At 37.7% G+C, this 14,931-nt stretch carries 13 protein-coding genes; all 13 read left to right on the forward strand.

Annotated features, from left to right (window positions below; genetic code table 11):
- Positions 1-440 precede the first annotated feature (440 nt).
- Entirely contained in the window at positions 441-2,522 is a 2,082-nt protein-coding gene (locus ACYSNQ_RS02710) for a BglG family transcription antiterminator (protein ID WP_426081261.1), read from the forward strand.
- Between the two features lie 37 nt (positions 2,523-2,559).
- Positions 2,560-2,868: a PTS sugar transporter subunit IIB gene (locus ACYSNQ_RS02715; RefSeq protein WP_426081262.1), complete on the forward strand. Its 309-nt coding sequence runs from the start codon at positions 2,560-2,562 to the stop codon at positions 2,866-2,868.
- 25 nt (positions 2,869-2,893) lie between these two features.
- Entirely contained in the window at positions 2,894-4,177 is a 1,284-nt protein-coding gene (locus tag ACYSNQ_RS02720) for a PTS sugar transporter subunit IIC (RefSeq protein ID WP_426081263.1), read from the forward strand.
- Between the two features lie 24 nt (positions 4,178-4,201).
- A complete protein-coding gene (locus ACYSNQ_RS02725; RefSeq protein WP_426081264.1) occupies positions 4,202-4,612 on the forward strand; it encodes a tetratricopeptide repeat protein in 411 nt (136 codons plus the stop codon).
- Positions 4,613-4,638: 26 nt separating this feature from the next.
- A complete protein-coding gene (locus ACYSNQ_RS02730) occupies positions 4,639-5,514 on the forward strand; it encodes a class II fructose-bisphosphate aldolase (RefSeq protein ID WP_426081265.1) in 876 nt (291 codons plus the stop codon).
- Positions 5,511-6,116 (forward strand): AAA family ATPase, encoded by a 606-nt coding sequence (locus tag ACYSNQ_RS02735; RefSeq protein WP_426081266.1) that lies wholly within the window; start codon positions 5,511-5,513, stop codon positions 6,114-6,116. Before ACYSNQ_RS02730 ends, ACYSNQ_RS02735 begins: the two co-directional genes overlap by 4 nt.
- 206 nt (positions 6,117-6,322) lie before the next feature.
- A complete protein-coding gene (locus ACYSNQ_RS02740; RefSeq protein ID WP_426081267.1) occupies positions 6,323-7,342 on the forward strand; it encodes an SPFH domain-containing protein in 1,020 nt (339 codons plus the stop codon).
- A 35-nt stretch (positions 7,343-7,377) separates the two neighbouring features.
- Positions 7,378-7,563, forward strand: a complete 186-nt coding sequence (locus tag ACYSNQ_RS02745; RefSeq protein WP_426081268.1) for a type II toxin-antitoxin system antitoxin — start codon at positions 7,378-7,380, stop codon at positions 7,561-7,563.
- A gap of 290 nt (positions 7,564-7,853) precedes the next feature.
- On the forward strand, positions 7,854-9,380 hold the full coding sequence (locus ACYSNQ_RS02750) for a DUF262 domain-containing protein (protein ID WP_426081269.1): 1,527 nt from the start codon (positions 7,854-7,856) through the stop codon (positions 9,378-9,380).
- Positions 9,365-10,438 carry a DUF3696 domain-containing protein gene (locus ACYSNQ_RS02755; protein ID WP_426081270.1) on the forward strand — a complete coding sequence of 358 codons (1,074 nt, stop codon included), beginning with the start codon at positions 9,365-9,367 and terminating at the stop codon, positions 10,436-10,438. The genes ACYSNQ_RS02750 and ACYSNQ_RS02755 overlap by 16 nt, the downstream gene beginning before the upstream one ends.
- Entirely contained in the window at positions 10,439-11,284 is an 846-nt protein-coding gene (locus ACYSNQ_RS02760; RefSeq protein WP_426081271.1) for a hypothetical protein, read from the forward strand. It begins immediately after the preceding gene.
- 255 nt (positions 11,285-11,539) lie between these two features.
- Entirely contained in the window at positions 11,540-13,843 is a 2,304-nt protein-coding gene (locus ACYSNQ_RS02765) for an immunoglobulin-like domain-containing protein (protein WP_426081272.1), read from the forward strand.
- 393 nt (positions 13,844-14,236) lie between these two features.
- Positions 14,237-14,704: a MarR family winged helix-turn-helix transcriptional regulator gene (locus ACYSNQ_RS02770; RefSeq protein WP_426081273.1), complete on the forward strand. Its 468-nt coding sequence runs from the start codon at positions 14,237-14,239 to the stop codon at positions 14,702-14,704.
- Positions 14,705-14,931: the final 227 nt, after the last annotated feature.

Genomic DNA, 14,931 nt, shown 5'->3' on the forward strand with positions numbered 1-14,931 from the left:
TTTAATACTGAAAAAATGTAGCATGAAAAAGCAAAACCATTCAGCTAATGGTTAGCATCACAAACTAGCTCGCTACGATACTAAGTCGAGCTTTCTTCAAAATCGAGCGATTTCAAAGAAAATTTTTCTTATTGCTGAAGTACACCATAAGGTTACGAGTGAAGGGTTATCCCTGCCTGGGTAACTGTATCGTTCCAGTCATTATTTGATTTTATAAAGAACGAAAGAAAGTGAATAAAAAACGAATACTGAACCTGAAAAGATTTTCTTTAGCAGGTTCAGTATTTTATTTGTCTTTATGTTTTGAAAAACAAACGAATAAAGCTGGATTGCTTTCAATAGTTCGTCCCCATATTTCTGCACACTTTACTGGCAGAAATATCTACTAACAAATCTAATGTAAGGGCTTTATACTTTAAACAGACAAAGGAGATAAAAAGATGAGAGATCGAAAATTAAAATTGCTGAAACGTTTTATTGCAGCAGCTGTTCCGGTTAGTATCCAGTCTTTGAGTCAGGAGCTTTCACTTAGTCAGCGGACGATTCGAAATGAGCTCAGTGAGATGAATGAGCAATTAGCAAAAAACGAGTTTCCTGTCATTCAGAGTATTAGAGGGAAGGGGATGTACCTAAAGCTGAACGAAGATCAGAAAAAAGCAGCGATTCGATTGATGGAAGAGCAAAGAGAAAAAGATTTTCTGTCTCGAGAGCTGAGGATTCTGGATTTGATTTTATCCATTTCATTAGAAAATCAGAAAGTTTTTCTCTACCAGAAGGAACAAGAATATCAGATTTCTAAAAGCACTATGGATGAAGATATGCGGCGTGTCAGAGTGTTCCTGAGGGAATATGGGCTAGAAGTAATCAGTATGCCAAAACAAGGGTTGGTATTGGAGGGCAAGGAACGGATTATCCGAACAATGCTGTACTCAGTCGTCAATAAAGCAGTCAAGAGTCTTTCGTTGGCTGAACGGGTGGAAAGCCGCCCGATAAAAGAACAGATAATCTTTAAGTATCTTCCAATGGCATTATTCAAGAAAATAGATAGCATATATGATCAGGTAATCTCTAGTAAAGAAGAGAATTTTTACCGAAAAAACTTTATTTTGTTTACTGGTATCTGGCTTATTCGTTATCAGCAGGAAAATCTGATAAAAAATACTCATTGGAAAGGTAGCTCGGCTGATTTGCCGAGTGAAATTCAACAGTTTGTTCATACCATCTGCAAAGACTTTAAGATACAGCCGGAAGGGAATGAACTGAACTATCTGATTTTTATGCTAAATACCTTTAATCAAAAAAATATGAATAACTCGATTGAATGGATGCAGGCGCAGATTTTATCAATCCAGCTTATCCAACACGTTGAAAAGATCACAAAAATTCCGTTTTCAAGAAGAGAAGAAGCTTTGCAGGAGGGATTGTACAAGCATATTGCGGGATTACTAAATAGAATCCGCTATGATATTCAGTTCGCTAATCCTTTAAAAGAAAATATAAAGGCCAGCTATCAGGGCATTTATGGGGCAGTCGCTGATTTTGCGCCTGAAATAAATAATGCAGCCGGGAAAAAAATAACAGAGGATGAATTGGCCTTTCTTGCTATTCATTTTTCAACATCAGCTAGCGAGCTTAATCAGGAGGAAAGCTATTATTACAGAGCAGTGGTTATCTGCAATCATGGTGTAGCTACAGGAAAACTGCTGGCAGAAAATCTTAAAGAGCTGTTCAATATTGAAGTCTTAGCGGTGCTTAGCTCACGTGAAACTGATTTAATCAGTAAGTTGGATATCGATTTAGTTTTTGCGACATTATCCGTTCCAATACAGACAAAGCCTACCTTGATTATTGATCCAATCATCAAAAAAGAAAATAAAGAAGCAATTACCGCATTTCTTATGCAGCATAAGAATTGTCAAAGGCTGGCTAGACGTCAGGAGGATGCCACCCATATGTTTCATTCTTTACTCCACCTGATTGAAAGAAAAAATGGAAAAATAACTGGAGAAGACTATCAAGAACTGGAAAATATTTTTCTGGAAAATCATTTATCAATCGATGCAAAGGAGATACAACCTATGATTAAAGACGTTCTAAAGGATGAAAATATACTGGTCGATGTTGAAGCAGAAAATTGGCAGGAAGCCATCCGTTTAGTTTCTCAGCCTCTGTTGAAAGAGAAAATAATCAACCAGCAATATATAGAAGCAATGATTGAAGCTGTTAAAAAGTTTGGACCTTATATCGTCATTGGCCGCCACCTGGCTTTGGCCCATGCAAGACCAGAAGACGGAGCAGAGAAGCTGGGCTTAAGCGTAGCAGTTATGAAAAAACCGATTTATTTCGGACATGAAGAGAATGATCCAGTCACACTTATTTTTTGTCTCTCAGCGGTGGATTCATATTCTCATTTGAATATTATGAAGAACCTGATTGACCTGATTAACGATGAAGATAAAATCAATCGCTTATCCAAAGCAGAAAGTATCACTGCATTTAAAGAAGTATTTTTCGTTGATTAAGGAAATAAAACAAAAAAATAGAACAGGAGAGAGAAGTATGGGAAGAAGAGTAGAAATTTTATTTGTTTGTGGTGCTGGACTAGGCAGCAGTTTTGCAGCGCAAATGTCGGCAGAGGATGTACTAAATAAACATCATGTAGATGCTAAACTGGATCATGTGGATATTTCAACTGCGGCTTCCATGCAGCCGGATATTATTATCACAGCTCAAAATTTTCAGTCACAGTTTGAAAAGTTTACGATGGATGAAGAAAAAACCGCAATTGTCTACTTGAAAAATATTGTGTCTAAGGCTGAAATTGAAGAAAAACTAGTTCCGATTTTACAAGCTAAAGGAGCTATTTAAAAAAATAAAATAGAGGTGAATATTAATGGGTGTTGTAAATTTTATTATTGATAATATTCTTACACAGGCGTCAATCACTATTGCCTTGATTGCTATGCTGGGGCTGATTCTACAGAAGAAATCAGCTGGACAGATAATTTCTGGCTCTTTGAAAACTTTATTGGGTTTTCAAGTGTTGAGTGCTGGCTCAAGCATTATTGTCGGTAGTCTGACATATTTCGGACAAATTTTTACAGAAGGCTTTGATATGCAGGGAATTATTCCTTCAATTGAAGCAATCAATGGGCAGGCAATGAATGAGCTAGGTCTTGGGAGAGATATTGCGTTGACCTTTTTAGCAATCTTTATTTTTAATATTCTGATTGCCCGCTTTACGAAATGGAAATATATCTTTTTAACAGGTCAGGCAATTTTGTGGATGGCAACAATGACAACTGTTTTTGGTTACTTTGCCGGATTAAGGGGCTTTGTTTTGATTATTGTCGGGGGCTTTGTAGGTGCAGTATTTGCAGTTGCGATGCCGGCAATCGCTCAGCCGATTATTCGTAAGGTTACAGAATCGAATGATATTGCTTTAGGACATTTTTGTACAATTGGCTATTTATTTGAAGCGGGAGTTGCAAAAATATTTGGTGAAAAAGGTGAAAATAAGAAATCCATAGAAGACATCAATTTGCCAAAATCCTTTGAGTTTTTGCAGGATACGTATCTTTCTGTAATGGTTGTGATGGTTCCTCTCTATATTATTACGGCAGCATTTGCCGGACCTGGCGTAGGTGATCATGGATCGCAGCATTATTTAATGTTTGCATTCTTACAAGCCATTCAGTTTGTTGTAGGTGTCTATGTGCTGTTAGCTGGCGTACGTCTTCTTTTAGGTGAGATTGTTCCGGCTTTTCGAGGGATTGCCATGAAGCTGGTGCCGGATGCTATTCCGGCATTGGACTGTCCAGTATTTTTCCCTTACTCACCTAATGCAGTTATCTTAGGGTTTATCACAACGACTATTGGAACCGTAATTGCAATGTTTGTTCTGCCGATGTTTGGTTTGGCCATGATCTTACCGGGAATGCTGACAAACTTTTTTGCTGGAGGAACAGCGGGTATTTTTGGCAACGAGGTTGGTGGAAGAAGAGGAGCAATTATCGGAGGAATTGCCCACGGGTTCTTCATCACACTCTTACCGGCATTGCTGGTGACAATTTTTAATAGTATGGGCTTTATCAATGCTACTGCGACAGATGTGGATACGGTTATTGCAGCAATGTTGTACGCCTGGCTGCTAAGTCCCATCTTAAAAATGTTTTAAGCAGCGACTAGAGGAGGAATAGAGATGCTTGATTTTTTCAAACGAAAAAAAGAAAAACCTCAAGAGCAAACAGAAAAAAAAGCTTTAACTGAGCAAGAGCTTGATAGGCTGAAGCAGCTTGTAGAAGGTAAAGCAAATGAAATCAGCAGGATAACTGATAAGGATTCTGAAAGCCGTGAGGTACTTGCTGAGCTCTATGAAGAACAGGGCTTGGTACTAGCTGAAATGGAGCAGCTGGATGAAGCGATTGCTGCTCTTGAAAGAAGTTTAGAGCTTAAGCTTTCAATTGGCGATGGCTATAAAAAGCTCATGAGTTTGTATAATGCAAAACGGGCGGCGGCTGCCCGAAGCGGTGATGATGCTGGAATTGAAACGTACATGCAGAAAATGGACGACATGCGGCAGATTGCGAAGCAGGTAACGATTACTGGATAAAACTAAGGAAAAAGGGTGAAGCGAACATGTATAAAACATTAAAAGAAGTGACGGAGACAGCAGAAGAACTGAATATGACAATTGGAGCATTTAATGCTCATAATCTGGAGATGCTGCCTGAGATGATTCGCGCAGCTAAAGAAATGGGTTCGCCAATTATCATTCAGACAAGTATCGATACTGCGAAATACATTGGTTATAAAGTAGTTGTTTCAGTAGTAAAAGAAATTGCTGAAGATGAACTAGTAGATGTTGCTTTACACTTGGATCATGCCAGAGATTTTGATGAAATCAAAGCGGCGATTGAAGCCGGTTATTCCAGTGTTATGTATGATGGATCCCACCTGCCTTTCAAAGAAAATATTGCGAAGACGAAAGCTGTGGTTGAATATGCTCATGCACGTGGTGTATCTGTGGAAGGAGAGCTAGGTACAATCGGTGGTACAGAAGAAGGGATTTCTGTTTCAGAAAAAGATAAAATCTATACGAAACCAGAAGATGCTGTTGAATTCGTTCAATTGACAGGAGTAGATGCTTTAGCGATTGCGATTGGTACAAATCACGGACAGTTCAAGTCTAAAACAGAAGTAAATATCCCTTTGCTGAAAGACATTCATCAGGCAGTGAGTGTACCACTCGTTATTCATGGTGGAACAGGTGTAAAAGAAGAGGATTACCCAGAGCTAATTAATAACGGTATTCGTAAATTTAATGTAGGAACTGAGCTGTTAGTAAACTGGACTCAGGAGGCAAAAGAATGCTTTGGAGCTACCGAAGTAAATAAATCTCTAAGACACAATATTATCCCGGCAAATATGAAAGTCAAAGAGATCGTTAAACATAAGATTGGATTATTTATGAACACCGAAAGTCCTTTGGCTGTAAAAACAGAAACCGCATGAAAAAATATCTGATTCTGATTGCCGGAAGTCCAGCCACTGGAAAAAGTTATTTAATTCATTTGATAAAGAAAGTTCTAGCTGACATATTCATCATTACACCAGATGAAGGAAAGGAGCTTTATGCTGATTCTGTCGGATTTGATAATCTAAATGAAAAGGCAGCGCTGGAAGAACGTGTCTGGCAATTCTACTATGGAGTATTGAAGCTATATATGAATGCTGGGAAAAAATTTGTTGTTTCTGAGTATCCGTTCTCTGCAAAGCAGAAAAAGCGGTTGAATGATTTGGCCGTAATTTACAATTATGAAGTAATCACCATTCGATTAACTGCCGATTTTGAACAGCTGTGGGCGAGAAGAGAGCTTCGTGATAGGGAACCTGATCGACATCTGAGCCATATTATGACTCATTATCATTATGGCGATTGCTTAAGAGATCGTTCTCAGGCAGATAATCTGATTACAAAAAAAGAATTTAAAAAAATAATTGAGCTGCGGCGGTACAATGAATTTTCTTTAGGACATCTATTTGAGTATGATGTATCAGACTTTTCAACGGTTGATTACTCGAAGCTGTTAGCTTATCTGGCTAATTTAGCTTAAGCAGCAGATTTACAGCCAAAACAAAATAGCGATTCTTACTGATAAAAAAGTGAGAATCGCTTTTTTCTTTAAGAAATAGAACATTTAGCGGCAATAGGTAAAAAATTAGTACAATTTCTCTTTACAAATCTCTATTTTACTGATAACATCTAGTTAATATATAAGTGATATCAATTTGATATCATAAAGAAAAGGAGGAAAAAAAGATGGAAGTCAAAAAATTCGAAAGTAATACACCGTCTCAAGAAGTGAGGATGAAAGCAGGAAGCGGGATGCCGTTTCTACTGCTGAATGTGTTGGGAATCGCTTTGTCAATTGCCGCTTTTATTTTTGGGGTTGTCTATTTGGAAAAAGAAACCTATGTGTTAGGCGGCATCCTTTTAGGAATTAGCGTATTTTACTGGTGTGTTATCATGCCGCTGCTATTTGCCGGATTGAAAATCATCCGCCCCAATGAGTCAATGGTTATGACCCTTTTTGGCCGATATGTAGGAACTTTAAAAGGCGAAGGCTTTTACTTCGTTAATCCATTCACGACTGCTCTGCCAGTACCTAAGCGCCTATCATCGATGGATACGACGGAGATGACAGAGGAAGAAAAGGCGAAAAATGCCAATGTTAACAGAGTAACGAAGAAGCTTTCACTAAAAACGATGGCATTGAGTAATAATAAACAGAAGATTAATGATGCCCTTGGAAATCCGATTATTATTAGTATTGTAGTTATCTGGCGAGTTTCTGATACAGCTAAAGCAATGTTTGATGTTGATAACTTTGTAGATTACCTGTCAATTCAATGTGATTCAGCTCTTCGTAATATTGTTCGTTTGTATCCTTATGATTCCGCCGATGATGAAGATGCAAATGAAAAGAGTCTTCGCGGCTCTAGTCAGGAAATTAGCTCGAAACTACGTGAAGAAATTCAAGAGAAGGTTGAAGTAGCAGGCTTGGAGATTCTTGAAGCACGGATTACTCACTTGGCTTATGCACCAGAAATCGCTGCTGCAATGCTGCAGCGTCAACAGGCGTCTGCAATTGTAGATGCGCGTCAGCTGATTGTTGAAGGAGCTGTCGGCATGGTAGAGATGGCCTTGGAAAATCTAAGTACGCAGGGCATCGTTGAGTTGGATGAAGAACGCAAGGCGGCAATGGTTAGCAATCTTTTAGTTGTTCTATGCGGAAACCGGGATGCTCAGCCAGTTGTCAATAGTGGCTCACTGTATTAAAATACTCTTTATTGCTTATCAGGGAGGCTGCTGTTATGGAAAAAAAAGAGCAAAAAGCAAAAAAGCAGGTACCGCTTCGTTTATCAGCTGCCCTATACAATGAGCTGGCTGCATGGGCGGAGGATGAGTTTCGCAGTGTGAATGGACAAATAGAGTATTTGCTGACCGAAAATGTTAAGCGGCGCAAACGTTCCAGTGAAAAAAAGCCGAATGACGACTAACGAAAAATAAATATAAGTAAGAAATAAAGAGGCAAAGCCAAATGTGTTTTGCTTCAAAGAATAAACCGGACTATACGAAAATGGCTCCTCATTTTCAGTATAGTCCGGTTTATTTTCCAAGGTGCAGCTTTTATACCGCTGCTTATTTGGTTCTTTTGAGTAAAAAACGTTAAAAATTTTATGTCCGATGCTCTTTTTTATGAGATAAATAGACTACATTTGTAAAAGCAGTATATGCTATAATTAGAAAGACAAATGCAGCAATAAACTCTTGAAATGAGGAATCATACATGGAAGAACGTATCTACGGAGAAGCATTGTTTAGGCTGATAAAAGATTTTCTAGAAGCTAATGCGTATCTTAATAATAACTTTGAATTAAACAGAGAATATGTGATGGATAAAGAGCGTTTTCGATTTGATTTAGTCATTCTTTCAAAAATTGATCGACAGCCTGTTTATTTCTTTGAAGTCAAAGCAACTAACAATAAAGAGCTTGAATTTCTGATGAGCAAACAGAGAGTCAATAAACTTTTTGAGTCCGGAGTTAGCGATTTTTCCGTCTTTAATGGTGAGAAACAGATGTTTTTAGTGTTTTCAAATACAGAGAATGAACCAGAAGAAAAATCAAAGCCGGCGTTTTTGGACTATCTAAATGAATATCTTTCAGATAAATCGAAAGAACTAGGTGAAAAAACAGCTAGCGGGATAGAGGCAGAAGAAATGTTATCAGAGAATGTTCCTGTGATTAGAGAGCCTTATAGTCCTGAGAAAATAAAAATCTCCCAACAGCTGTTATCCATTAAATATATGTTTGAACTGTACGAAGACGGATTGATTGAATTAAGTCCGGATTTTCAAAGACAGCGGGTTTGGAAAAATGATAGGCAAAAATCACGGCTGATTGAGTCATTGATTCTTAATATTCCTATACCAGCCTTCTATATGTATGAGACAGAAGAGGGCGGTTTCCAGATTATTGATGGACAACAAAGATTAGATGCTATCTTTGGTTTTTTACAAGGAAAATTTAGGCTAAAAGGATTAGAATATCTCAATGACTATGAAGGGTTAGCGTTTGCTGATTTATCCGTCAAACTTAAAGGGCAGATTTATCGAACTCAGCTCTCTGTTAATACGATTGATATCACTTCTCCCAAGCGGGTGGTTTATGACATTTTCAAGCGAATTAACACAGGGGGGGTTCCTTTAAATAATCAGGAAATGCGAAATGCAATTAGCTCTCCTGCAGTTAGAGAATTTTACAAACGTTGTCGGCAATCTGAAGAGTTTTTATTAGCTACCTGTCATCGTGTAGGAGAAAGAAGATTAGAGGATCAGGAATTGGTTCTGCGTTTTGTGGCTTTTTATCGCATTTATGATTTTGAAAATCAGAAGATTAACTACGAACATTCCAGTATCGTTGATTTATTGAATGAGACCCATGAATTTTTACTGGATCATCCAGAAGAATTTGATGCATATGAGAAAGCGTTTAAGCGAGGGTTAATGAAATCCTACGAGCTTTTCGAAAGAAATGCTTTTAATAAATATGTCGTTTATGAAGATGGTTCTTATCGTCCAACGTCAATTATTAATAAACCCCTCTACTCAGCATTCACTGTTTTACTAGCTGATCCCAAATACCAAACTATTGATTTTTCTCAATACCAAAAGGCAGCTGAAAAAATAATGGTGGAAAAAATTCAGGATTATCGTTTCTTTAATGCAATTTCAATTGGAACAAATAATAGAGGAAATGTACGTATTCTTTTTGAAGAGGTTAAGGAGGTTATTGAGCAATGCTTGAGAGTATAAGGATTAAGAACTTTAAATGCTTTTCTGATTATTCTGTCGATTTTAGCGGAATGACGATTTTAACCGGCAGCAATTCTGCCGGAAAATCTTCAGTGATTCAAAGTATTCTGTTGTCTGCTTCAGCAGTAAACACCAATAAAGACCGTGTATACACGACGGATGTTTATGGTACTAATTTGGGTTTAGCTTCCAAACTGCTTACTTTAGAAAATTCTATGGAGGTAGGGAACAGCAATTCAGGAAATCAGATAGAGTTTTTTATTGAACCAGATAAAATGCGGGTTACTTTAGAAGTAGAAGAGCGGTTTGAAGAAAATTATTTTAATAAAAAGCTGGATGGCAGCTGGCAAAGAGACGTTTTTTATCTAAATGCTGAGCGTATTGGTCCTAGACTAGCTAATCAATTAACAGATAATTTAGCAGACCGCGTCGGCGTTCATGGCGAAAATACCAGTTTCATGCTGGATCGTTTAGAAAATGAGCGTATGAATATTCCAGAAGCCTTAAAGCGGGGCAAATCACTGCGGTTTTATAACAACTGTAGCGAGTGGCTGAACATCATTATCCCGGGGTCAGGCTTTTCTTCAAGAAGTGACAGTGATTTGGGTATATCGGCTTTAAGATATAATCAGGATTTTGTACCAACTACAGTAGGATTTGGCTTGACCTATGTTTTACCAATTATTGTGCAAGGGTTATACTGTGCTTCTTTAGATGACGAATTAAAGAAACGAGCCGTACTCATTATAGAAAATCCGGAAGCCCATTTGCATCCATATAGTCAATCTAAGATTGGTAGTTTCTTATCAGAATTGGCCATCCAAGGTGTTCAAGTTATCATTGAAACCCATAGTGAGCATGTGATTAATGGAGCACGGTTGAATTTAGCGCTGAAAGCACAAACGAAGCTGATGAGTGTGCTGTTTTTTGATGAAGGAAAGGCAGAAAAGATTTCTGTTGATGAATATGGAGAACTCTCTCATTGGCCTAAAGGCTTTTTTGATCAAAGTATGCAGGACGTCAGGGAGCTGATTAAGAATCGAATGGAGGGGAGCTAGGTGACGCTTGGAAAAATCTATCTTCACCCGTTGTATGATTATCGTTCGTCCTCTCATGAAACAGTCTATAATTATGTTGGATTTGCTCGGGAATTTATGGGTAAGGAAGAACCAAAGCTATCTATAGTAGGAAGTATTTATAACGAGGTAGATTCTGCAGGACTGAGTATTGCGGAGTATCTATTGAGTGAGACTAATAAACAAAGCGATACTATGAATTTGTTACAGGAATTCTTTACTAAAATTGGTTATGAGGGAGCTAATTGGGAAAAAGAGAAGACATTAGCTGATATTAAGTCGCTTGCGATTACTGATTTTACTAAATATATCACAGACTGGGAAATCGAAAATAGTATCTTATCCAAGAATGACTCTTATGAATTAGATTTGGACTTCATCCAAAACTCAGAATCCTTTCAGGCTTATTCTGAATTAGCTAAGGGGTGCTATGAATCACTGGAAATTTATCCGACTTCTTTTAAAAAGAAGTCAAAGGATTATTTGTGGTCTGATTATGTCAAAGAATTAACCAAGCATTTAAATGCCCTAAATTTGTTTAGTGAACAGCTAGAAGATTTAGAAGAAAAAGATACGGGAGTATGGCTAAAATTTCTAGGTTCTGAATATAATATTTATTGTTCCGGTAAAGGGAATAAGGAAAGCCTTAAGATTTTTAAAACCGCTCATCCAGATCCGGAGAAAGATGAAATAATTACTTGTATTCCTCATACAAAACTGTTTACAAATTATAGTGATGAGCGTATTTATTTTAAATGGCCAGAAAAAGCAAAAGAAAAAATTATTATCGCTCATATTGGTAGACATATTAAAGTGAAAAAGAAATAAAAAATAGACCAGAAAACAGATACCAATCCCTGTTTTCTGGTTTATTTTATGTAAAAGTCCTTTATTTATAATTTTATTTTGGGGGAATTTTCGCAGCAGCACTTCAAATTTTTTTTTCCTTTGTAACCTTTTCAGAGAGTGCAAGGTATTAGTAGTGAAAGCAGAGTTGGAAGAAAAATTGATCATGTTTAAATTCCTCTAATTTTCCTCCAGCTTTGAATTACACACTAATTATTTAGAAAAGGGAGAATACAAATGAAAAATAAGAAGATTGTTGCATTTACTTTAGTTACACTGCTTGCTCCGACATTTTTGAACGCACAGCTGGCCGTTGCTGATTCATTACAGGAGCCAATGACAGCTGAATCAGCAACACCCGCCGTGGAGGAAGCTACTTCGCTGCCTGTTGTAGAAACACCTTCAGTTCAAGAGCCGACAGCTGAACAGTCAGTGCCTGAAACGCCAGTAGTAGAAGCTCCGGCTGAATCACCTGTGATTGAAGCACCGATTGAAGTACCTTATGAAGAATCTGTACTTCCAGAAGTTCTGGCAACGGCTGAAACAGCGGATAGTGTTGTTCCATTGGACATTACCCAGCTGCCGCCGGCTATGGGTGATGCAGATGCGCCGGTTATTTCAGTTACACCAGTAAAAACAATTAGAAAAGGTCAAGCTTTTAATCCGTTGGAAGGGGTAACCGCATACGACAGCTTAGATGGGAATATTACCTCAAGCATTGTTGTCACCAGCAATAATGTGGACATTAACACTGAAAATACCACACCTTATCAAGTGAGTTATTCAGTGACTAACTCAGCTGGTAAAACGATGACAGCCACAACCAAAGTATTGGTTGTTGATGACTCAGTATATGGTATGCTGGATGTGTCAATTTCTGATTTTACAATTGCTCAAAATGGCGATTATCAGGCAGAAATTAAAAAAAGAATTATTGTAAAAAATCCAGACGGAACAACAACTGACCCAACTGAGTATACGCTATATACAAGTGGTTCAGCTGGTGGCGGAGATGTGGGTACGTATAATATTTCCGTGGTTGTAGAGTCGCTGGTTTATGGAACATATACTGAAAAAATGGTAAATATCACTGTTATGAGCGGTTTAACGCTTAATGCAGTTGACAGTAAGATTTTTCTTGGAGATACTTTTGATCCAATGGCCAATGTTAGTGCAACAGAAAATAAAGCAGATGGATCAATAGTTGCTTTAGGAGCCTATGATGGTGTCTCTGATACTGGAATTTCATACTCCGGGCTAGTAGACACTACGACAGCAGGTGTGTATCCTGTCACTTACAGCGCAAAAACAGCGAGCGGAGTCAATCAAACGAAAACAGTCAATGTTACAGTTGCAGCTAGTGTGATTACTATTGAAGCAGCGGATGTGACCATTATGCAGGGGGAAGCTTTTAATCCGCTAGACTATGCGAAAGCGATGGATGAAAGAGATGGCGGACTTACTGTATCAGTTGATTCAAACAACGTAGATCCTGCAGCAATCGGTACCTACAGTGTGACATATTCAGCTACTAATACTGCAGGTACAACAGAGACCAAGACAATTACAGTTTCCGTAGTTGAGCGGACAGCAGCAATTACAGCTGATAATCAGGAAGTATACCAAGGACAGGAAATCACTGATGAATTAATTCTAAGCTGGGCTCAGGCCAGTGATCCAGTAGATACTGATTTAGATTTGACGTATACGATTCTTGAAGGAAGTATTGACACTTCTATTGCTGGTGCAGTGTTCACGGTTGAATATGCTGTTACAAATACGGCAGGAAATACAACGACTAAATCGATTAGCATAACTGTGTTAAATAGAGAAGCGACAATTGAAGCAGCTGATCAGACTGTTGAGGTTGGAACAGTGATTAGTGATGCAGACATTTTAAACTGGGCGAAGGCTTCTGATCCTGTGGATGGTGAAAACCTTGCAGTAACTGAGTTCACAGTCCTTGATGGACCAATTGACACTACTAAGGAAGGAACATTCACGATTCAATATTCCTTTACCAATACAGCAGGAAATACAGCTGTAAAAACGATTACCTTAACAGTGGTTGATCAACTGACTCCTTCTATTAAGGTAGAAGACAAAGTGATGTATGTGGGGGATAAGCTGACTGAGGAGATGATTTTGGAATGGGCTGAAGCCGAAAATGCGGAAGCTATTGGTTTTGAAGTAATGGGTGAAAATATTAAAGTAAAAGCTTCCGATAGTACATTAGTCGAAACAGGTGTTCATGAAATTAAATTCTTTGCAGAAAAAGGAGATAAAAAAGCTGAAACTGTCATGACTTTAACGGTTAAGGACAGAGAAGCAGCTAAGCCAGAAGGAATGGGAACCACTAAACAGCCGGCTGCTAAAGAAACAGTAGTGAAGACGGAAGAAATTAAGTCTGCTGAGAAGGAATTACCGGAAACAGGCATGAAGGAGAGCAGTCTTCTTACCTCTATCTCAGGATTGTTTATGTTGGCATTCGCCTACTTTTTAAAAAAGAAAAAGGATGAAACAACAAATGATTTATATTAAAGAGAGCTGTACAGACTTAGTTTGTTTAGCAGCTTAAAAGAGAATATAGCAGAAGTGTTTAGCACTGGGAACCAGCTAGGTATTGTTCAACATACTCATACCTAGCTGTATTTCTCAGCAATAAACTGGATTAAGTCGAAATTTGACAAGAAACACTGAGAGAAAATCAAGAAGCGGTTGATTAATACTTGACTAGAATTTCCTGTATTTTCGATATCATCCGGTTTATTTTCAAGGAACTGTCTTCTGAGACACACCGCTTATTTCGTTTTAGGGCTTGAGACATATTATTGTTTCAGCCTTTTTTTAATATGTCTTTTTTATAGCATTGTTGAAAGGGAAATAATAAGCTGATACACTAATATCAACTATTTGATTATTTGGAGGCAGCAAATGAGTAAAGAAGAAGAGTTAATTGTAAATTCTAGAGATTTATTTGAAAAAATGAGCTGGCTTAATAAATTTAAAATGGAAGAAAGCCTGAAAGGTTATAAGCCTTCAGAAGTTCATTGCATAGAAGCGATAAAAAAACAAAAAGAGCCCAATGTTACAAAGCTTGCTGAAAGTCTCTATATGACCAGAGGTGCAATTAGCAAGCTGACAAAGAAGCTGATACAAAAAAAGCTGATAGAAAGCTACCAGAAACCAGAAAATAAAAAAGAGAGATATTTTAAGCTGACAGAGCTGGGAGAGAAAATTTATACGATTCATGAAGAAGAACATAAAGCATTTCGGGATCGAGATAAAGTTGTTTTCGAGCAAATGACAGAAGAACAGCTTACCAGTATGCTTCGTTTTATTGAAGTATACAGCAAGCATCTGGATGAAGAAATTAAAAAGCAAGGTCTGACAATCAGCTAAGAACATTCAAAAAGTAGCTTGACTATGTAGAAGACTAAAACATGTAGGTAAGTTTCAAGAATAAAGGAGAAATCACAGAAATGAGTTGTCAAATTTCTGTGATTTTTTTGTATCCAAAGGGATTATGTTTTCAATTACAGTTGTCGTATTTTCTGCAAGTCATTAAGTAGATTTGGAAAATTCTTTCAATATTTATCTGCATTTAAGGTAGATGAAAGAGCGGAGTC

It is taken from the genome of Enterococcus sp. LJL51, from assembly GCF_054871795.1.

Coding starts and splice junctions, on each gene's coding strand:
- ACYSNQ_RS02710 (WP_426081261.1), top strand. CDS start 441: ATGAGAGATCGAAAATTAAAATTGCTGAAACGTTTTATTGCAGCAGCT.
- ACYSNQ_RS02715 (WP_426081262.1), top strand. CDS start 2,560: ATGGGAAGAAGAGTAGAAATTTTATTTGTTTGTGGTGCTGGACTAGGC.
- ACYSNQ_RS02720 (WP_426081263.1), top strand. CDS start 2,894: ATGGGTGTTGTAAATTTTATTATTGATAATATTCTTACACAGGCGTCA.
- ACYSNQ_RS02725 (WP_426081264.1), top strand. CDS start 4,202: ATGCTTGATTTTTTCAAACGAAAAAAAGAAAAACCTCAAGAGCAAACA.
- ACYSNQ_RS02730 (WP_426081265.1), top strand. CDS start 4,639: ATGTATAAAACATTAAAAGAAGTGACGGAGACAGCAGAAGAACTGAAT.
- ACYSNQ_RS02735 (WP_426081266.1), top strand. CDS start 5,511: ATGAAAAAATATCTGATTCTGATTGCCGGAAGTCCAGCCACTGGAAAA.
- ACYSNQ_RS02740 (WP_426081267.1), top strand. CDS start 6,323: ATGGAAGTCAAAAAATTCGAAAGTAATACACCGTCTCAAGAAGTGAGG.
- ACYSNQ_RS02745 (WP_426081268.1), top strand. CDS start 7,378: ATGGAAAAAAAAGAGCAAAAAGCAAAAAAGCAGGTACCGCTTCGTTTA.
- ACYSNQ_RS02750 (WP_426081269.1), top strand. CDS start 7,854: ATGGAAGAACGTATCTACGGAGAAGCATTGTTTAGGCTGATAAAAGAT.
- ACYSNQ_RS02755 (WP_426081270.1), top strand. CDS start 9,365: ATGCTTGAGAGTATAAGGATTAAGAACTTTAAATGCTTTTCTGATTAT.
- ACYSNQ_RS02765 (WP_426081272.1), top strand. CDS start 11,540: ATGAAAAATAAGAAGATTGTTGCATTTACTTTAGTTACACTGCTTGCT.
- ACYSNQ_RS02770 (WP_426081273.1), top strand. CDS start 14,237: ATGAGTAAAGAAGAAGAGTTAATTGTAAATTCTAGAGATTTATTTGAA.